We start from the raw sequence: 18669 nt of genomic DNA, 5'->3' as shown, positions 1-18669 counted from the left end.
AGGGAGCCCAACTTGGATGCGAAGCCGAAGGCGTGGATTCCTCTGGTCGCGGTACTCGCGGTTAGCGCGGCGCTGATCGGGGCGATCGCGGTGACTCTTCCGACTGCCCGATACCAGGGCCTGGTATGGAACAACCATGGGATGACTCCCGACCTTGCCCTGCTGAACGAGCCCAGGACCGCCACGGATGAGCCGCCCGCGTACCTCGTTGAACACTTGGATCCCGCGGATCCGTCGCGCTACGTCGCAGATAGTTTTCGACACTTGGGCGAGTATGAAGGAGTGAGCCTCTGGGCCGCGCGCACTGCGGACGGCAACGTCTGCTTCGTGGCGAGCACGGCCGACAAGGGTGCAGGGGGCAGCTGCGGCTCGATTCGCCTGTTCAATCAGAGCGGATCTGGTCTGGGCTACTCGGGCATTTCAGACAGGCCGATGCTCATCGCGGCTCTCGTCCCGGACCGTGCACTGCCCGATGAGGCGACGGGACTGGAACGGCCTTTCCCAGGGGTAGTGGTCGTGCCAGAGGGGACGAAACGGGGCACAGTGCTCGAGGTGCCGGTGATGCGTGGAACCCCGATCCCGGTACACGTGTTCCAGTAACGGCTCGCCGCCCTCAATCTCGCCGCTTCCCTCATCGAGACGTCGCAATCTGCTGCTTCAGCTACTTGGAAGCCGCAGATTGAGACTTCTCGGCGACGTGCGCGGGTGCGACTCCTCGCTGACGCACAAACGGGGCCCGGCGGAAGTCCGCCGAGCCCCGTTCGAAGATGCGCGCTACTTCGTGATGAGCGTTCCGGGGAGCTCGACCTGAGCCTTCGTCGGCGCCTGGCCGTCCACGACCTGGGCCTGGATCAGCTCGGCGACCTGCTTGGAGATCGCGGGCCAGTCCTGCTTCACCGTCGCGACGAAGGGGCCACCCTTCTTGATTTCGGCGAGCGCGAAGTCCTGGCCGTCGACGCCGACGACCGAGATGCCGGTCTTGCCGGCCGCGTCGAGCGCCTGGGTGGCGCCGAGCGCGGGCTCGTCCCAGCCGCCCCAGATACCGGTGAACTTGTCGCCGGCCGTCGAGAGCAGGTCCTGCACCGAGGCGCGCGCGTCATCGACGGGCCCGGGCACGTTGACGTGCTTTTCTTCGAGAATGGTGATGCCGGCGGCCTCGAAGGTCGCGCGAGCGCCCTCGGCACGGGCCTTCACCCCGGGGTGCGGGTCGTGCGTCAGCATGACCACCGAGCCGGATCCGCCCATCGCGTCGATGAGGGCCGTGGCGCTCTGCTCGCCGAGATCGATGTTGTCGCTCGTGACGTTCGCGGCGATGCCCTCGGCGGGTGCGGCGTCGATCGCGAAGACCGGGATGCCCGCGTCGGCAGCCGACTTCAGGCCGAGCGACAGCTGGGTCGGGTCGCCCATGCCGAGCACGATCGCGTCGGGCTGCTGCGCCGCGGCGTCCTGGAACGCGCTGTTCAGCTTGTTCATGTCGCCGGCGGTGTCGACCACGCTGACGTTCCAGCCGCGGCTCTTGCCCTCCTCCTCGAAGAGGTCAATGACCTCCTTGGTGGCGGCGTTGCCGAGGTACGGCGTGACGACGGCGACGGTGAGGGCGTCGTCGCCCGCGCCCTCGGGGGTCGCTTCGCTTGCGCAGCCGGTCAGCGCGAGACCTGCGGCGAGCGCGAGGCCGGCCGTGGCGATCCGGGTAAAGGTCTTCATGGTGCTCCTGTTCGGGTGGGGGTCGGGATGAGCTCAGCGTGCGAGCTGGTGAAAGGTGGGGGTCAGCGCCGCATAGAGCGCGCGGTGAGTGGCGAGGCGCTCGGTGAGCGGCCCGCGGGCGGGGCCGGGCCGGGTCTCGGTCAGGATCCTGCCGGCGGTCCCGTGCGCGGACAGCAACGGCTCGATCCGGTGGCTGAGCCCGATGGCGTCCGCCGCGGCGCGGGCGGCGGAGCGGCTGCCGGGGTCCTCCTCGACGCTGCCCGCGGTGTCGCCCGTCACCATCGTGGCGCCGAAGACGTCAGCGCAGATCTGCCGCCAGGCGGGGCTGTCCGAGCCGCCGCCGACGAGGGGAAGCCGGTCCTGGGTGATCCCCATCGCATCGGCCGCGTGGCGCAGCCCCATCGCGACGCCCGTGAGCACGCCGAGATAGAGGTCTTCCGGGGTGGTTCCCTCGGTTACGCCGACGAAGGCGCCGCGCAGCGCGCCGTCTCGCACTGGGGTGCGCTCGCCGCCGAGGCCGGGGAGCACGAGCGGGCGCGCGGCCAGTGCCGCCGGATCGCTGACGCGGGCGGCGATGCGCGCCTCGGCGACTGCGAAGTCGCAGCCCGGCAGGAAGGTCTCGAGCGCCCAGGCCGACGCCGAGCCGGCGGACTGCACCGCACCGATGCGCAGGCGGGTATCCCAGCCGGGCATCACGAGCGAGTGGATCGGGGAGGGCTCGGCCTGGGGCGAGCCCGGCTCGGCGGCGGGGGTCACCGCGGCGAGCCAGCCCGATCCGCCGAGGTAGAGGTAGGCGTCGCCGGGGGTGGAGCCCGCGAGCCCGTCCGTGGTCGCGCCCGCATCGCCGGTGGCGTGCGCGATCGGGATGCCCGCGGGCAGGCCGAGCTCTGCCGCCGCCGCCGGGTCGAGGGCGCCCGCGACAGACTCGGGGCCGGATCCGGACAGCCGGGGAAGCTGATCGATGCGGGCGCCCGAAACCGCGAGCACCTCGGCGTCCCAGTCGCGGGTCTCGATGTTTAGGAGCCCGGTGGTGGAGGCCGTCACGACGTCGCAGAGCGCCGCCTCGGCGGTGGTTCCCGCCGCGCGCCAGGCGATGTAGCTGTGGGCGCCGAAGAGGAGGTGGGTCGCGACGGCGAGCGTCGCGGGCTCGTGCGCCGCAAGCCACGAGATTTTCGCCGCAACGTTCGAGACGTCCTGGTGGTTTCCGGTGCGTTCCTCCCAGCCGGGCAGCCGGTCGACGAGCGCGGCGTGCTCGAGGCCGGCGCGCGTGTCAGAGTAGAGCAGCGCCGGGCGCACAGCCGAGCCCGCAAGAGCCTGCGTGCCAGCGCGCACCGGCACCAGGTCCTGCATCTGCCCGGTGACCCCGAGCGCTACGACGCGGTCGGCGAGCCCCGCCCCGGCGAGTTCGCCGCACACCGTGCGCGCGGCCGCCCACCAGTCAGCGGGATCCTGTTCTGCGGACCCTGCGCTGCCTGAACCGGTGATGGTCGGGTACCCAGCGAACGCGCTCAGCAGGGTGGTGCCGTCGGGGGAGACCGCCGCAAGCTTGACGCCGGAGGTGCCGAAGTCGAGGCCGACGATGACGGGGTCGGCCACTACAGCCGCCCGCGCTTGTTGATTCGGCTGAGGCTCACCGCAAGCACGATGATGACGCCGGTGAGCACTTGCTGGACGTAGCTGTTGACCTGGAGGATGTTCAGGCCGTTGCCGAGCACGCCGACGATGCCGAGGCCGACGACGGTGCCGCCGATCGACGGCGTGCCGGCGCGCGACAGCGTGATCCCGAGGAAGACGGCCGCGATCGAGGAGAGCATGAACGGGTCGGCGGCGTTCGGGTGCGCGGAGGCGAGCCGGGCCGTGAGCACAATGCCCGCGAGGGCCGCGCCCGCACCCGAGACGAGGAACGCGCTAAAGCGCACCAGCTTCACGTTCACGCCCGTGAGGCGCGCCGCCTCGGGGCCGCCGCCGACGGCGTACCACTGTCGGCCGAGGACGGTGCGGGACAGCAAGAACCAGACCGTGAGGGCGAGCAGGATCGCGACCACCACTGGTACCGGGATGGGGCCAAGCTTGCCCTGGCCGAGCCAGACGAATGCGTCGGGCAGCCCGAAGACCGTGGTGCCCTCGGAGATGAGGAGCGCGAGGCCGGTGAAGGAGGTCATGGTCGCGAGCGTCGCGATAAACGCCGAGAGGCCGAGGTAGGCGACGAGGAAGCCGTTGAGTGCACCGGCGACAAGGCCCGCGGCCAGCCCGGCGGCGATGGCCAGCGCCGGGTGCAGCCCCGCGACGAGCAGCTGGGCGGTGAGCACGCCGGTCAGGCTCGCGAGCGCGCCGACCGAGAGGTCGAAGTCCCCGACGACCATCACGACCGTCTGGACGGCGGCGATCATGGCGAGGATGGCGAGCTGCTCGAGGATGTTCGAGAAGTTCAGCGGGGTGAGGAACGCCTGCGGCTTGAGGATCGCGAACAGCGCGATGAGCCCCACGAGGCCGATCAGCGTGCCGAACGAGGCGAGGCGCGCGGTGGCGTTGCGGCGAGCTGCGCGGGGTGCGGGGGCTGCGGTGCGTTCGGTCGTCGTCATGCGGATGTCCTCGTGCAGAGATGGAGCAGCGATGCCTCGGTGAGGGACGCGGCGGGAACGGTGTCGACCAGGCGGCCGTCCGAGAGTACGGATACTTCATCCGCGACGCCGATGAGCTCGGGCAGCTCGCTCGACACCACGACGATGGCGACGCCGCTGTCCGCGAGGTCGCGAATCAGCTGATAGATCTCGGACTTCGTGCCGATATCGATGCCGCGGGTCGGCTCGTCGAGCAGGAGCACCCGCGGGGTTCGCCCGAGCATCTTCGCGAGCACGACCTTCTGCTGGTTGCCGCCCGAGAGCTCGGCGACCGGCTGCTGCACCGAGGTGGCGGAGATCGCGAGGTCGGCCTTGCCTCGCTCCGCAGCTTTGCGCTCGCGGCGAGGCGAGGCTACGCCGAGGGTGCTGAGCGTGCGAGGGTCGGCAAGGGCGATGTTCTGCAGGATCGTCGCGTTCATCACGAGCCCCTGGCTGCGGCGCTCCTCGGGCACGAGGACGATGCCGGCGTCCATCCGGCGGGCGAGGCGCAGGCGCGTCACATCGGTTCCCGAGAGATCGATGCTGCCGCTCGCGGGCCGCTCGGCCCCGGCGATGAGACGGAGCAGCTCGCTGCGGCCAGCACCTGCGAGGCCGGCGACGCCGAGCACCCGGCCAGCGCGGGCCTCGATCGAGACGCCGTCGAGGGTGCGGCCGGTGAGTGTGTGGGTGCGCAGCACGACGGGGGAGTCCTCCGGGAGGCCGGCGGCACGCGCAGGGTACACCTGGCCGTGCTCGCGCCCGATCATCGCGGTAACGACCTCGTCGAGCGAGGTCTCGGCAATTGGCCGCGTCCACACGTGCGCACCGCCGCGCAGCACCGTCGCGGTGTCGGCGAGCGCGAAGACCTCGTCCAGGCGGTGCGAGACGTACAGGATCGCGGTGCCGGCCGAGCGCAGCCGCCGCAGGACCGCGAAGAGCTGCTCCGCCTCGGTGTCGGTGAGCGCGGCCGTCGGCTCGTCCAGGATGAGGACGCGGGCATCGCGGGCCAGGGCGCGCGCGAGCGCCACCATGGTCTGCTGCACCGCGGAGAGCTCGCCAACGGGGACGTCGAGCGGCAGCCGCTGCCCCAGCTTCGCCAGCTCGATCTCGGCGGCCGCGTTCAGCGAGCGGCGGCGCAGGATCCCGCCGCGGCCGTGCGCTGGCATGCCCAGGAAGATGTTCTCGGCCACCCCGAGCGTCGGCACGAGCGCGAGCTCCTGCGGCAGCGCGACGACGCCGGCCGACTGCGCGTCTCGCACTCCACGAAAGCGGCGGCGCTCGCCGCCGAGCACGATGTCCCCGGCGCTCGGCTCAATCACTCCGGCCAGGATCTTGATCAGCGTCGACTTCCCCGCGCCGTTCTCGCCGAGCAGCGCGTGGATGGATCCTGCGTGCAGCGCGATCGAGACGTCCGACAGCACGCGGACGGGGCCGTAGTCACGGCATACCTGATCGGTTGCGAGGGGGACGGCTTGGCTCACGGGGTTCTTTCACGTCTGGTCGCCTCGCTCGGGTGGAGGCACTCTCCCGAGAATACCGGGAAGTCGGGGGCGAGGGCGCATGGGGCTTCCGCATAGGCTGGCCAGATGACACGGATCGAGGTGGTGGGCGCGGTGATCGTCCGTGGCGGCCTGGTGTTGTGTGCCCAGCGAGGCCCCGGCGGCAGCCAGGCCGGCCGGTGGGAGTTCCCGGGCGGCAAGGTCGAATCGGGGGAACCGCCCCGGGCCGCGCTCGTGCGCGAGATCGTCGAGGAGCTGGGTGCCGCGGTCACGGTCGGGGACCGGATCGAGACGACCGAGCACGAAGAGGCGTTCGGCACGATCGTGCTGACGACCTTCTACTGCACGCTCATAGCGGGCGAAGCCGAGCCGGCCCTGACTGAGCACGTCGATGCGCGCTGGCTCGCGCCGTCCGAGCTGATGGACCTCGATTGGGCTCCGGCCGACGTGCCCGCAGTACGTCGTGTCGCGAGGGACCTCGGACGACTCTAGATTTCGTGGTCCGGGCTCGATCCCGCAATCCCGAGGCAGAACGCGCCCATTCCGAGTCCACGGCGACTGAATGGGCGGCCGCCGAATAGACCCCGTCGCGAACTCCACGCATATCGGGCGCGGATTCCACGGTTTCCGACGGTGTTCGATTCGTGGCGGACTGGGCGCGTGGGAAACACTTGAGAACGCACACCCTGCCGCCGACGCCAGAAGGAGAGAAGTGACCTCGACGACACGAGTCATCGCACTCGGCCGAAAGAGCCGCCCGACCCGAGGCTCCCTGCTTCTTCTCATCCCGGGGATCGCGACCGTGGTCCTGCTCGGAATCCTGCCGTTGTTTATCGTGGCCCGGAACAGCGTGGCAGAGGCCGACAACTACGGCGGCATCATCGGCGGATTCACGCTTGAGCACTACCTCAAGCTGCTCGATCCCGTCTATTCGAAGACGATGCTGTACTCGATCGGCCTCGCCGCCCTCAACACGCTCGTCTGCGTCGTCATCGGCTACCTGACTTCGTACTACATCGTGTCCCGCCCCGAGGGGCGCCAGGGCTTCCTGCTGCTCCTCATCATCATTCCGTTTTGGACGGACTTCCTCGTGCGGACCTTCGCCTGGATCACGATCCTGGGCTCGGGGGGACCGATCGCCGGGGTGCTCGGGATATTCGGCATCAGCGGCTTCTCGCTCATCCCGAGTAACACCGCGGTGATCCTGGGACTGCTCTACTCGTTCCTGCCGACCGCCATCTTCCCGATCTACGCGTCGATGCGCTCGATCGACGGGTCGCTGCGCGAGGCGGCCACTGACCTCGGCTGCAGCTGGTGGGGCGTGCACCGCCGTGTCATCCTGCCGCTGAGCATGCCCGGCATCCTCGGGGCAGCGATGCTGACCTTTATCCCCACGATGGGCGTCTTCGTGATCCCCGTGCTCCTGGGCGGTGGAAAGGATCCGCTCGTCGGCAACTTGATCGTCACGCTGTACACCGAGTTCCGCAACCAGCCGATGGGCGCCGCAGTGTCGATGGTGCTCCTCGTTCTTATGTTGATTTCTATGGCATTGATCGGCCTCGCGCTGAAGAAGCCGAACCGCAAGAAGGGTGCCTGATTCATGGACCGGATGGTGAACGGCATTGCGCGCGCCGTATTCGTATTCCTCTACATTCCGATCTGCGCGGTCATCGTGTACTCGTTCAACGCGGCCGGCACCAGTACCCGCTTCGAGGGCCTGACACTGCAGTGGTACGTCGACCTGTTCCAGGATGAGCAGCTCATGACCACCCTGCGCACGAGCGCGATCGTCGGCGTGCTCGCCGCGACCCTCGCCACCGCGATCGGCATCATGTTCGCGCTCGGGCTCCAGCGCTACCGGGGCAAGGGCAAGACCGCGATGATCGGCATGATCGCCCTGCCGTTGATCGTTCCCGAGATTGTGCTGGGCGTGGCGCTGCTGAGCGTGTTTAGCTCGACGAAGGTTCCGCTCGGGATCCTGACGCTCGTGCTCGGCCACCTCATCGTGGCCCTGCCGCTCGCGACGCTCGTGCTGATGAGCTCGGCATCGATGCTCGATCCGAGTCTGCCCGAGGCGGCGACCGATCTCGGTTGCACCCCGTGGCAGACCTTCACCCGCGTGTACTTCCCGCTCTTGCGGCCCGCGGTCATGGCGGCCTGGTTGCTGAGCTTCACCACCTCGTTCAGCAACATCGTGATGTCGACGTTCCTCAGCGGCGTCGGCTCGACGACCCTCCCGCTCAAAATCTACTCGAGTCTCAAGACCGGCCTGACGCCCAGCATCAACGCGCTCGGCGCGCTCTTGATCCTGCTCACGCTCGTCATCGTGCTCTCGGTCGGGATCCGGCAGATGCGTCGCATCCTCGTCGACTCCCGCTCGTAGCGCCCCTCGTACTCACCCCGTTCACCCCTTTGAAAGGAACACCCATGAAGAAGATTGCGTTCGCAACGGTCGGCATCGTCGCCGCTCTCGCGCTCACCGCCTGCAGCGGCGGCACCTCCGGCGGCGATGCCGCGCCGTCGAAGGAACTCAACATCTACGCCTGGGACGGCGAGATCCCCCAGACAGTGATCGACGCGTTCACCGAGGAGACCGGCATCAAGGTCAACCTCGACAACTTCGACAGCAACGAGACGATGATCTCGAAGCTCGCCGCGGGCGGCTCGGGCTACGACGTCGTCCAGCCCAGCCAGTACGCCGTGCAGCAGCTCGTCGGCCAGGAGCTGCTCGAGCCGCTTGACCACTCAAAGCTCGAAGGCCTCGAGAACATCGCCGAGAAGTTTGCTGACCCGAGCTACGACCCCGGCATGAAGCACTCAGTGCCGTGGGTCTGGGGCACCACCGGCCTGCTGTACAACTCCACCTGCACCGGTGGCGAAGAGATCACGAGCTGGGAGTCGCTGTTCGACCCGAAGTGGCAGGGCAAGGTCTACATGTTGGACAACATGCTCGCCGCCTACATCGCGGGCCTGCAGGTCAACGGCTACGGCGCCGACAGCAAGGACGAGAAGGAGATCGCGAAGGCGACCGAGTCGCTCATCGAGCAGAAGAGCTTGCTCGCCGGCTACAACTCGACCAACTACGGCGAGCTCGTCGCAAACGGCGACGCTTGCATCTCTGAGGCTTGGGGTGGCAACAGCACCGCCAAGATCGTCGCGGACAACGAAGACGTCCACTACGTGATCCCCGAGGAGGGCGGCAGCCTCTGGGTTGACGGCCTCTCGATCGCGAAGGGTGCCCCGCACTCGGACGCTGCGTACAAGTTCATCAACTTCCTGCTCCAGCCCGAGATCGCCGCGATGGCGACGAACGATGGCGGCATGGCGACGCCGAACACGGGTGCACAGGAGTTCATCACCGACAAGGGCCTGCTGACGAACGCGGCCGTCTATCCCACGGAAGAGCAGATCGCGGAGGCCGACTTCATCGTCGACCCGGGCGCGGCAATGAAGTTCTACCAGGATGGCTGGACGCGAGTAAAGGCCTCCTAGTCGGAAACCGGAGACAGCTGAGAATCATGGACACGCAGACACGCACCCCGCACACGGACACCATCACGGCGACCCCCGCCGTCGAGCTGAAGGGGCTGACCAAGACATTTGGGAAGAACCTCGTGGTCGAACCGCTCAACCTCGAAATCGCCGAGAACGAGTTCTTCTCGATCCTCGGCCCCTCGGGCTGCGGCAAGACGACGCTCATGCGGATGATTACCGGGTTTGAAACGCCCACCGACGGCCGAGTGCACCTGGGCGGCGTGGACGTCACCGACGTGCCGACGCGCAACCGTGACCTCAACATGCTCTTCCAGAGCTACGCGCTGTTTCCGCACCTGACGGTGTTCGACAACGTCGTGTTCGAGCTTCGCGTGCGTCGGGTGCCCAAGGCGGAAGCCAACCGCCGGGCATCCGAGGCGCTCGACCTCGTCAAGCTGGCCCACCTGGCGGACCGGAAACCAGACCAGCTCTCGGGCGGTCAGCGGCAGCGCGTCGCCCTCGCGCGCGCTGTGGTTTCCGGCCCGAAGGTGGTGCTGCTCGACGAGCCGCTCGGCGCGCTCGACCAGCAGCTGCGCAAGGAGATGCAGTTTGAACTCAAGCGCATGCAGCGTGAGGTCGGCATCACCTTCATCTACGTCACTCACGACCAAGAGGAAGCACTGACAATGTCCGACCGCATCGCGGTCATGTCGAACGGCGTCGTGCAGCAGGTCGCGAGCCCGGAGCGCATCTACAACGCCCCGGAGACCCGCTTCGTCGCCGGCTTCATCGGCAGCTGCAACCTGCTCGACGTCACCGTCCCCGCAGGGGTCGCCGGCAAGGAGACGACCGTCGAGATTCCCGGAGTGGGCCAGGTCGTCGGAGTCCGCGCCGAAACGGGCGCGCACGCCTCGCCGGGCACCCTGCTCTTGCGCCCCGAGCGCGTGGATGTCACGCGGGGCGGCACGGGGATCCCGGCCACGGTTGAGAACCTCGTGTTCCTGGGTGAGGAGTGGCAGCTGCACCTGCGCGCGGGGGAGACCCCGCTCAAAGTGTCGGTCTCGAGCCTGGTCGCCGAACGAGACCTCCCCGGGCTCCGTCAGGGCGAGCAGCTCAGCCTGAGCTGGCGCCCGCAGGACGCCCGCATCGTCACCCGCTAACGCACCGTTTCCCCGAAGTTTCAAGGAGTACCTGATGAGAGTCGCCGTAGCGCAGACGTCACCCACGATCGATTTCGAGCACAACTTCGCTGTGATTCGCCGCTTCACCGCGGAGGCGGCAGCAGCGGGCGCGGCCCTGGTCGTGTTCCCCGAGGAGTCAATGCTGCTCGCGGACGACGAGATCAAGCCGCAATTCCCCGCGCTGCTCGCCGAGGCATGGCCGCGCTTTGAGGCACTGCTTGCGGAGTTGGCTACCCAGCACCAACTGACGATCATTGCCGCCGGGTACGAGCCGAACCCGAGTGGGGTGCCTTTCAACACGATTCTCGCGGTCGGCCCGGATGGCGTGGAGGCCGCGCGATACCACAAGGTGCACCTCTACGACGCCTTCTCCTACAAGGAATCGGACTACATCACGCACGGCGCGGCCCTCCCGCCGGTCATCGAGGTGGAAGGGTTCCGCGTCGGAATCGCCAACTGCTACGACGTGCGTTTCCCCGAGCTGTTCCGCAGCATGGCGGACCGCGGCGTCGACATCATTTCGCTGTCCGCAGCGTGGGTGTCGGGCAAGGGCAAGGAGATGCACTGGGAGCTGCTTACTCAGGCCCGCGCGGTGGAGAACGTGAGCTGGCTAATCGCCGCGGGTACCGTGCAGGCGGACGCCGCCGGACTCAGCCGCGTGATCGACCCCATGGGCATCGTGCGTGCCGGCCTCGACGCGCACAACGAAGGCATCGCCTTCGCCGATATCACCCGCGAGCGCCTTGACCAGGCGCGCGCCTCACTTCCCGCACTCGAGAACCGGAGGATCGACACGCGATACTCCATGAAGGGCCAGTAATGTTTGCCAACGTCGGCGAGACCCCGACCACCCTGTCGCCCGAGCTTCGCGCGAAGCTCGAGCGCCTGAGCTTTCCGACGCTCGGCCACTACCTGGAAGAGGGCTTTGCCGATTCGGGGATCCGGCGTCAGGTGGGTGCCGGCCGCGTGATCGGCACCGCCTTCACCGTGCGCACGACGGCCACCGACTCAACCATGCTGCACCACGGTGCGGGCCTGATCGAGGCCGGCCAGGTCATGGTGATTGATACGGGCGGCGACGTTCGGCATGCACCCCTCGGAGAGGTCGTCGCGGCGCAGCTCGTGGCGCGCGGCGCGGCGGGCGCGATCGTCGACGGGGTCGTCACCGACACCGACGAGATCGCGGAGCTGGGCCTCGAGGTCCACGCTCGCGGCACCAGCATGCTCACGACCAAGCTGCACGGGATCGATGCTGGCGGCGTGAACATCCCGGTCACGGTCGGCGGCACCGCAGTGCGTCCCGGCGACGTCGTGCTCGCCGACGCGAACGGCGTGCTTGTCGTTCCCCTTGACGTGCTCGAGAAGATCGTCGACATCGCGCTTGCCGACGACGCGGAGGAGCCCGAACTCGTCGCCGACCTGCGCGCGGGCAAGCCGCTTGGCTCGCTGACCGGTGCGAGCGACACGGTCGCCGCGCTGCTCGCACAGTCCACGCCCCAGGACTAACCACACAGGCGACGCGCATGGGTCTATCCGCTTGGCGGGTAGGCCCCGCCCCGCGCTGCCCATTTTCATCATTTCGGAAGGAAACTCATGCTTCTCAAAGCAGCAATCAACGGCGGACGTACCCTCGAGGATCACCCCGCAACTCCGCTCACCATCGACCAGGTGGTGGCGGCAAGTATCGCCGCTGTGGCGGCCGGTGCCGACGTCGTGCACGCGCACGTGCGGGTCGGGGCTGACGGGCAGACGATCGCCCCGGAAGACATCGGCGAATGGGTCCGTGCAATGCGTGCGGCCGACCCCAGCGTGGTCATCGGCACCACGACGGGACTCTGGACGGTCTCGTCGCACGCGGAACGCATGGCCCACCTGGCAGCCTGGCCTGCGGACGCGCTGCCCGACTTCGCCTCGGTCGCCTTCGTGGAAGAAGGGGCGGCAGAGGCCGCCGAGCTCGTGCTCGAGCGCGGCATGGTCCTCGAGTCGGCCGTCTGGTCGATGGCCGATATGCCCGCACTGCTGGCCTCGCCGACCCTGCACCAGAACGTGCGCGTGCTGATCGAGCCCGAGACTGAGGACGCGGATCAGGCCGTCGCGGAGTGCCGCGAGATGGCCGCGGCGATTCGCGCAGCCGGCGTGACCGCGCCGATTCTCTACCACGGCTACGGCGAGACCGTCTGGCCGATCGTTCGCGCCGCGATCGAGGACGGCTGCGAGACCCGGATCGGGTTCGAGGACGGGCTCACCCTCGAAGACGGGAGCGTCGCCGCGTCGAACGTCGAGCTGGTCGAGGCCGCACGCGCCCTCGGCGCCTAGCCGCGAGTGGGGCAGCGTCGCCACTTCGGCGGCGCTGCCCCGTTCCGCGGGCCGCGCGCCGGAGCCGCGGTACCCTGGAGGAATGGTGAACCTTGGGCGACGCAGTGGTCGATGAGCTCGATCGCCGGCTGATCGAACTCTTAGGGCGAGACGGCCGGCGGTCGTTCACGTCGCTTGCGGAAGAGCTCGGGGTCTCGCAGTCCACCGTCCGCGGCCGGATGGCAAAGCTGCAGGACGACGACGTGCTCAACATCGTCGGCATCTGCAATGCGCTGATGCTCGGGCACGAAGTCGCGCGGCTACTCATTCGCGTGCGCAACCTCACCCCGCAGGACGTGGCGGACGACCTCGCGGCGAACCCCGACATTCACCATATCGCGCTCATCTCGGGCTCCTACGACATCTACCTTGAGGTGACCTGCCGCGATCAGGAACAACTGATCCGCCTGCTCGATGAGATCCGATGCACGCCGGGGGTCGCGGCGATCCAGCCGATTATCATCACCTCGCTCGCCAAGGACTACACCTGGCACGGGTTGCGAGGCACCGCAGGGCAGAGCGTGAGCAACCCCGACGCGTAGACGCTACGCGTGTGCTTCGTTGAACCAGCTCCACAGATAGGTGTCTTTGCGCATCTCGAGCACCGTGAGCGTCTCAACCTCAGAGACCCCGTGGATGCGCCGAATGTCGTGCAGCACCACCCGGCCAAGGGCCTGAGCGTCGGGCGTCTCGACGCTGAGCAGGATGTCGTAGTAGCCGAGGGTGCACGCGATGTACTTAATCTGCGGGTGATCGACAAGCTGCTCCGCCACGCGGGCCACGGCTGCTCCCGAGACGCGAATGCCGATGTGCGCGGAGATGCCGCCGAGTTTCGTCTCGTCGTGCATGCCGACGACGTGCAGCACTCCCATTGACACGAGCCGGTTGTAGCGCTGCCGCACCGTCGGCTCAGAGAGGCCGATGTTGCGGCCGATCTCCGAGAACGGTCGTCGGCCGTCGACGCGCAGCTGATCGATGATCTCGCGGTCGGCGCGATCGATCTGTCGTTCTACGGTTGCGGGCTGCTGTGCCATCCCCCGAGTCTATTCGCGGGCCGCAGCTCTCCGGTCTTTTCTCACAGGATCACGCCGGGCTACAGCGCCTTGAGGAGCGCCTTCCAGTGCGCACGCCACTCCTCGATGCGTTCGCCGTCGGGGAGCCCGTCCTGTGAGACCGAGAGGATCGTCTTCGCCGGATCCTTCCCCGCGGTTGCGGCGACCTCGACCTTGCCGGCGCCCTCGAGGGAGAATCGCCGAAACGAGCGCTTTTCGGTGCGGGAGCTCCGGCGATCTTCGACGGCGTGGCCGAGGTGCTCCGTCGTCGCATCGTGCGCGGCGAGCCACAGGCCGAGGGCAGTGTCTCGATCGACGGGGAGGGTGCGGCTCGCGCTCACGCGAAACGTGCCCGTTGACGACTGGCCGGGCACGCGCAGCCCGACGAACTGCTCGTACGCGATCGCGACGCCCTGCGCCCACCAGTCGGGGCTGTCGAGATCCGCCGGCATCTCTGGTCGCGCGAGCCTGGCGATGGCCGGGTGATCCAGGGTGCGTGCGCCGTGGCTGTCGAAATAGGCGACCCACTCGTTCCACGGTCGGTTCGTCGCGCGTTCGATCGCGGGGATGCGTTCGCCGCGAGTCTGGTTGCCGCTCCGGGTTGTCATGGACTCAGTGTAGATCGCGGGCGTACGCGGGAGCAGGATTCAGCTACCCCGCAGCGGCCACCGCCGCGAGCCCGCCCGCCGCGAGCGCCAGCCCGATCAGACCGTACGGCAGGTTTTGCCGGACGATCACACCCGCGCTGAGCCCATAGCGCTGCGATAGGAAGATCGTGTTGCCCGAGAGAGGTCCGGTGGGGGCCGAGATCGCCCACGCCCAGGTGATGGCGGCGGCGAGCAGCGTCGGGTCGCCGGTGAAGGGCTGCAGCAGGCTCACGGCGAGCGAGATGCCGATGATGGGGTGTACCCCGACTGCCGAGAGCACCACGATGGTCAGGACGAGCAGCCACGCCAGCAGCGGCCCGAACGGCGGGAGGGCGAGCTGGAAGTCGACGGCCGAGAGTAGCAGGCTCGCGCCCACCGTCATCACGCCGGCGGCGAGGAACAGGGCCACCTCGTTGACCGACGCGGCGAGGTCGCGGTTCGCGACCCGAGACATCATGCGCGCGGCCTCTTGCGGGCCAAACCTGACCCACAGGATCACGAGCGTGACGCCGACCGAGGCGAGGAGGACGAGCCGGGGCACCGGGGTCTCGGGCAGCAGGAAGTGGCTGCCGAGCACGACCACGACGAGCGCGACCGGCACGATCAGCTGGCGCGGCGCGAGCGAGTAGCCGCGGAACTCGCGGACGGCCGGGCCGCGCGAGGCGGCGTTCTGCCAGGTGCTCAGCGCGAGAAACACCACGGCGAAGATCGCACCGATACCGAACAGCCGCCAGAGGTTTACGCCGGGCACCAGCACGACGATCAGCGCGGTGACCGTCCAAAAAGGCGACCACAGTGCGGCGATCGAGTAGGACCGCGCGAGGAGGCCCGCGTCGCGGACATCGAGTCGCGTCTGAGCTGACAAGCGGTCGCCGACGAGGCCGAGCGTAACCATGTTCAGTACCGAGCCGAGCAGGTGGATGACGAGTCCGGTGCGAAAGACGGCGGGTATTCCGGACAGCTGTGACTCCGGGGCGACCTCCGCCGTGCCACCTCGGCTCCGCAGCGTCAGCCCGACGAATGCGCCGCCCGCGAGCATCGCGATGAGGTCTTGGTTGAGCTTGCCGGTGTGGCTCAGGCTAGGCAGCTCGCCGAGCATGGCCGCCGCGACGGCGCAGGCCAGGCCGATGGCGGTGATCAAGATGGCGACAATGCGGGTGCGCGACCCCGCGGTGACGAGCGCGGGTACGAGCAGGAGGAGCCCGACGAGGCCAGCCAGGGCGCTGAGCTGTGGCCAGACGATCGAGGCGAGCACCAGCGCTATCAGCGCCGAGAGTCCGCGGGCAAGCAACGTCTGCGCCGCGCCTGCGGGTGCGGACATCAGGCTCCTCCATCGGTACGCGGCCCCCACTGCCGGGGCGTTCTGCCAGGCTATCGCGCGGCAGGATCCTGCCTGGACCACTGGGCGATACACAAACGCGCGCGCCGACCCGGCAATCGGGGCGACGCGCGCGTTTGTGCGAGAGAAGCGGACTAGCCGACGCCCTCGAGCGCGTCCGTCTCAGTGTTGCCGATCGCGGCGAGCACCGCGGGGCGGTTCTTCGCGATGTACGCGTACCAGGCGAGCGCCGCCACCATCGTCACGAGGAAGATGTACGGGATGACGTTCAGCGGGTAGGCGGGCACGGGGTAGACGTTCGCAATGAAGACGTAGATCATCGCGAGCACCGCGATCGTCGCGGTGACCCAGACCAGGCCGTTCTTCATGCCCTCGCGGCGCGTGTAGAGCACGCACGCGATGGCGACGAGCGAGTACGCCACCATGTAGCCGAAGGTGCCGTACGTGTCGACCCACACCACGATGTCCATCGGGTGCACGCCGAAGGACAGCATGATGATGTCGAGCAGGATCGCTGCGGGGCCCGCGATGAGCAGCACCCGGTGCGGGGTGAGGTGGGTCGTGTGGGTGCGGCCGAAGCGCTCGGGCACCACGCCCTCCTTGCCCATTACGTAGATGATGCGACCGACCACGTTGAGCGGGGCGACGACCACGGCGAAGAACGAAGCGCCGACGCCAAAGGTCAGCACGGGGGCGAACCAGTCGGGCATGCCGATCTTGTCGGAGATGGCCTGCAGCGGGCTCGCGACGGTGCCGAGGTCCGAACCGAGGACCGCGATCTGTGTGTAGGCAGCGAAGACGTACAGCACGCCGACGACGAGGGCGCTCCACATGATGGCGCGGGGGATCGCGGTGTACGGGTTCTTCGCCTCGCGGCCGAGCGCGTCCGCCGACGAGAAGCCGACGAAGCCAAGGATGCCGAGCACCATACCCGCGGCGACGCCCTGGAAGGGCACGCCCTCGAGCGAGAACTGCGATGGGTCCCAAGCCTCTGGTCCGATCGCGACGAGCGCGAGCACCAGCAGGATCAGGATGATGGCGACCGAAACGAGTTCGAGCACGAGCGAGACGCGCGCCGAGAGGCGGATTCCACGGATGGTGAAGAGCGTCGCGAGACCGCCGAGCACGATGGCGAGACCGATCTTGGCGGCCAGGCTGTCCATCGGCAGGCCGAGGTGGCCGAAGAAGTCGCTCATGTACGAGACGGCGCCGCCGAGGGAACCCGCGGCGATGCCCCAGCAGCCGACGATCAGCGCGACACCGGCGGTGTACGCGCCGAGGGGGCCGAGGCCCTTTGAGACGTAGGTGTAGAGCGAACCGGCGGAGGCGTGCTTGCGCGCGAACACCGAGACGCAGTAGCCGACGCAGAGGATGACGATGGTGGCGAGGACGAACGACAGCATGGTGCCGTTGCCGGCGCCCATGAAGATGCCGGCCGCGGTGAACGCGATGACGGCGCTCGGCGCGATGTTCGCGATGGCCTGAGCGGCAAGCTCGGGCCCGCTCATGACGCCGCGGCGGAGGCCGGCGTCGCTGGGCTTGAGCCCGGAAGTGGTGGGTGCGGTCATGGGGAGGGAACTCTCCTTCGAGTTGGGTGGGTCGTCGTGCAGCGGCGAAGCGCCGGGAATTACGGGATCAGGAGCGTGCGCAGCACGCCGCCGGCCTCGAGGTCGTCGAGAGCCTCAGCGGCCTCGCTCAGTGGGCGGCGACCCGAGATGAGCGGATCGAGCTTGAGCTGCCCGTCCATGTAGCGGTCCACGAGCGCGGGGATGTCGATGGAGGGGCGAACCGAGCCGTAGTTCGATCCAAGGATGCGCTGGTCGGCCTCGGCGAGAACGAGCGGCTCGAACGATGCCTTGGCGCCGGTCGGGGGCAGCCCGACAATTACAGCGGCGCCGCCGAGACCGAGCATCTTGATGGCCTGCTCGGTCGTGACGGTGCGGCCGATCGCGTCGAACGCGTAGTCGACGCCGTCGGGCAGCAGGGCGAACAGCTGCTCGACCGCGTCGCCCGCCGATGAATCGATGCGGTCGGTCGCGCCGAACTGCATCGCCATCGCGGTCTTGTCGGCGACGATGTCGATCGCGATGATGCGCTCGGCGCCCGCGAGCTTGGCGCCCTGGACGACGTTGAGGCCGACGCCGCCACAGCCGATGACGGCGACCGTCGAGCCGGGCTCGACGCCCGCCGTGTTGGTGACCGCGCCGACGCCGGTCGCGACGGCGCAACCGACGACCGCGATCACGTCGAGCGGGGCGTCGTCGCGCACCTTGATGGCGCCTGACGCGGGCACGACGACCTCTTCGGCGAACGAGGAGACGCCGAGGTAGTGGTGCACGGGCTCGCCGTCCATCGAGAGGCGGGAGGTTCCGTCAAAGAGCACGCCCTTCGGTGCGACGACGGTCGCGACCTTCTGGCAGCGCGCCTCGTGGCCGAGCAGGCAGTAGCGGCACTCGCCGCACGGCGGGACCCAGCTGAGAACGACGTGGTCGCCGACGGCCAGGGAGGTGACGCCCTCGCCCAGCTCAACGACGACGCCCGAGCCCTCGTGGCCCATGATGAGCGGTGCCGGGGCATCCCACTCGCCGCGCTTCACGTGGAGGTCGGAGTGGCAGACGCCGGCGGCGGCGATCTTGACGCGGACCTCGTTCGCCTTCGGGCCGGCGAGCTCGACCTCGACGTACTCGGCGCGGGTGGCCGGGTCACGGAACACGATTGCCTTCACGATTACTCCTTCGTAGTGGGCGCCCGCGGGTGCGCGGGAAATGACTTCTCGGAATGTTACGTGGCTGCCGTCCCTGCGGCACTGGGCCAATGG

General features: G+C 68.5%; 19 protein-coding genes. 10 read left to right on the top strand and 9 right to left on the bottom strand.

Annotated elements, in window-relative coordinates:
- Positions 1-12: 12 nt before the first annotated feature.
- Positions 13-600 (top strand): hypothetical protein, encoded by a 588-nt coding sequence (locus tag KOE53_RS12725; RefSeq protein WP_188058733.1) that lies wholly within the window; start codon positions 13-15, stop codon positions 598-600.
- Between the two features lie 174 nt (positions 601-774).
- Here the strand turns inward: KOE53_RS12725 and KOE53_RS12720 are convergent, their stop codons facing one another.
- The 4 genes from KOE53_RS12720 to KOE53_RS12705 are packed head-to-tail and all read right to left on the bottom strand — an operon-like array spanning position 775 to position 5785.
- On the bottom strand, positions 775-1704 hold the full coding sequence (locus KOE53_RS12720) for a sugar ABC transporter substrate-binding protein (protein WP_188058732.1): 930 nt from the start codon (positions 1702-1704) through the stop codon (positions 775-777).
- 33 nt (positions 1705-1737) lie between these two features.
- Complete coding sequence (locus KOE53_RS13910; protein ID WP_188058731.1) at positions 1738-3300, bottom strand: FGGY family carbohydrate kinase; 1563 nt, start codon at positions 3298-3300, stop codon at positions 1738-1740.
- Complete coding sequence (locus tag KOE53_RS12710) at positions 3300-4286, bottom strand: ABC transporter permease (RefSeq protein ID WP_188058730.1); 987 nt, start codon at positions 4284-4286, stop codon at positions 3300-3302. Before KOE53_RS12710 ends, KOE53_RS13910 begins: the two co-directional genes overlap by 1 nt.
- Positions 4283-5785, bottom strand: a complete 1503-nt coding sequence (locus KOE53_RS12705; RefSeq protein WP_188058729.1) for a sugar ABC transporter ATP-binding protein — start codon at positions 5783-5785, stop codon at positions 4283-4285. The genes KOE53_RS12710 and KOE53_RS12705 overlap by 4 nt, the downstream gene beginning before the upstream one ends.
- Positions 5786-5890: 105 nt before the next feature.
- Here KOE53_RS12705 and KOE53_RS12700 point away from each other — a divergent pair, with 105 nt between their 5' ends.
- The 9 genes from KOE53_RS12700 (at position 5891) to KOE53_RS12660 (ending at position 13355) form a co-directional block, all read left to right on the top strand.
- Complete coding sequence (locus KOE53_RS12700) at positions 5891-6295, top strand: (deoxy)nucleoside triphosphate pyrophosphohydrolase (RefSeq protein ID WP_188058728.1); 405 nt, start codon at positions 5891-5893, stop codon at positions 6293-6295.
- A 220-nt stretch (positions 6296-6515) separates the two neighbouring features.
- Complete coding sequence (locus tag KOE53_RS12695) at positions 6516-7400, top strand: ABC transporter permease (RefSeq protein WP_241095506.1); 885 nt, start codon at positions 6516-6518, stop codon at positions 7398-7400.
- A gap of 3 nt (positions 7401-7403) precedes the next feature.
- Positions 7404-8186 (top strand): ABC transporter permease, encoded by a 783-nt coding sequence (locus tag KOE53_RS12690; protein WP_188046707.1) that lies wholly within the window; start codon positions 7404-7406, stop codon positions 8184-8186.
- A 44-nt stretch (positions 8187-8230) separates the two neighbouring features.
- Entirely contained in the window at positions 8231-9295 is a 1065-nt protein-coding gene (locus KOE53_RS12685; protein ID WP_188046706.1) for an ABC transporter substrate-binding protein, read from the top strand.
- 26 nt (positions 9296-9321) lie between these two features.
- Positions 9322-10437: an ABC transporter ATP-binding protein gene (locus KOE53_RS12680; protein WP_188058727.1), complete on the top strand. Its 1116-nt coding sequence runs from the start codon at positions 9322-9324 to the stop codon at positions 10435-10437.
- 34 nt (positions 10438-10471) lie between these two features.
- The gene (locus KOE53_RS12675) at positions 10472-11278 is read left to right on the top strand and encodes a nitrilase-related carbon-nitrogen hydrolase (RefSeq protein ID WP_188058726.1); all 807 of its coding nucleotides are present in this window, start codon (positions 10472-10474) and stop codon (positions 11276-11278) included.
- Entirely contained in the window at positions 11278-11964 is a 687-nt protein-coding gene (locus KOE53_RS12670) for an RraA family protein (RefSeq protein WP_188058725.1), read from the top strand. Before KOE53_RS12675 ends, KOE53_RS12670 begins: the two co-directional genes overlap by 1 nt.
- 87 nt (positions 11965-12051) lie before the next feature.
- Entirely contained in the window at positions 12052-12774 is a 723-nt protein-coding gene (locus KOE53_RS12665) for a 3-keto-5-aminohexanoate cleavage protein (RefSeq protein ID WP_188058724.1), read from the top strand.
- A 92-nt stretch (positions 12775-12866) separates the two neighbouring features.
- Positions 12867-13355: an Lrp/AsnC family transcriptional regulator gene (locus KOE53_RS12660; RefSeq protein WP_223160220.1), complete on the top strand. Its 489-nt coding sequence runs from the start codon at positions 12867-12869 to the stop codon at positions 13353-13355.
- Between the two features lie 3 nt (positions 13356-13358).
- Here KOE53_RS12660 and KOE53_RS12655 read toward each other — a convergent pair whose 3' ends face one another.
- The 5 genes from KOE53_RS12655 to KOE53_RS12635 form a co-directional block, all read right to left on the bottom strand.
- Positions 13359-13847: an Lrp/AsnC family transcriptional regulator gene (locus KOE53_RS12655; protein ID WP_188046701.1), complete on the bottom strand. Its 489-nt coding sequence runs from the start codon at positions 13845-13847 to the stop codon at positions 13359-13361.
- A gap of 59 nt (positions 13848-13906) precedes the next feature.
- Entirely contained in the window at positions 13907-14473 is a 567-nt protein-coding gene (locus tag KOE53_RS12650) for a hypothetical protein (RefSeq protein WP_188058723.1), read from the bottom strand.
- A gap of 43 nt (positions 14474-14516) precedes the next feature.
- Positions 14517-15833 carry a hypothetical protein gene (locus KOE53_RS12645; protein ID WP_188058722.1) on the bottom strand — a complete coding sequence of 439 codons (1317 nt, stop codon included), beginning with the start codon at positions 15831-15833 and terminating at the stop codon, positions 14517-14519.
- Between the two features lie 152 nt (positions 15834-15985).
- Positions 15986-17419: an APC family permease gene (locus KOE53_RS12640; protein ID WP_251364333.1), complete on the bottom strand. Its 1434-nt coding sequence runs from the start codon at positions 17417-17419 to the stop codon at positions 15986-15988.
- Positions 17420-17478: 59 nt separating this feature from the next.
- On the bottom strand, positions 17479-18576 hold the full coding sequence (locus KOE53_RS12635; protein ID WP_188046698.1) for an alcohol dehydrogenase catalytic domain-containing protein: 1098 nt from the start codon (positions 18574-18576) through the stop codon (positions 17479-17481).
- Positions 18577-18669 lie beyond the last annotated feature (93 nt).

It is taken from the genome of Leucobacter sp. CX87, assembly GCF_018682295.1.
In the GTDB taxonomy this organism is placed as follows: Bacteria; Actinomycetota; Actinomycetes; order Actinomycetales; family Microbacteriaceae; genus Cx-87.
This window is presented reverse-complemented; position numbering and strand designations above follow the sequence as displayed.

Coding starts and splice junctions, on each gene's coding strand:
- KOE53_RS12720 (WP_188058732.1), bottom strand. CDS start 1,704: ATGAAGACCTTTACCCGGATCGCCACGGCCGGCCTCGCGCTCGCCGCA.
- KOE53_RS12710 (WP_188058730.1), bottom strand. CDS start 4,286: ATGACGACGACCGAACGCACCGCAGCCCCCGCACCCCGCGCAGCTCGC.
- KOE53_RS12700 (WP_188058728.1), top strand. CDS start 5,891: ATGACACGGATCGAGGTGGTGGGCGCGGTGATCGTCCGTGGCGGCCTG.
- KOE53_RS12690 (WP_188046707.1), top strand. CDS start 7,404: ATGGACCGGATGGTGAACGGCATTGCGCGCGCCGTATTCGTATTCCTC.
- KOE53_RS12685 (WP_188046706.1), top strand. CDS start 8,231: ATGAAGAAGATTGCGTTCGCAACGGTCGGCATCGTCGCCGCTCTCGCG.
- KOE53_RS12680 (WP_188058727.1), top strand. CDS start 9,322: ATGGACACGCAGACACGCACCCCGCACACGGACACCATCACGGCGACC.
- KOE53_RS12675 (WP_188058726.1), top strand. CDS start 10,472: ATGAGAGTCGCCGTAGCGCAGACGTCACCCACGATCGATTTCGAGCAC.
- KOE53_RS12670 (WP_188058725.1), top strand. CDS start 11,278: ATGTTTGCCAACGTCGGCGAGACCCCGACCACCCTGTCGCCCGAGCTT.
- KOE53_RS12665 (WP_188058724.1), top strand. CDS start 12,052: ATGCTTCTCAAAGCAGCAATCAACGGCGGACGTACCCTCGAGGATCAC.
- KOE53_RS12655 (WP_188046701.1), bottom strand. CDS start 13,847: ATGGCACAGCAGCCCGCAACCGTAGAACGACAGATCGATCGCGCCGAC.
- KOE53_RS12650 (WP_188058723.1), bottom strand. CDS start 14,473: ATGACAACCCGGAGCGGCAACCAGACTCGCGGCGAACGCATCCCCGCG.
- KOE53_RS12645 (WP_188058722.1), bottom strand. CDS start 15,833: ATGTCCGCACCCGCAGGCGCGGCGCAGACGTTGCTTGCCCGCGGACTC.
- KOE53_RS12640 (WP_251364333.1), bottom strand. CDS start 17,419: ATGACCGCACCCACCACTTCCGGGCTCAAGCCCAGCGACGCCGGCCTC.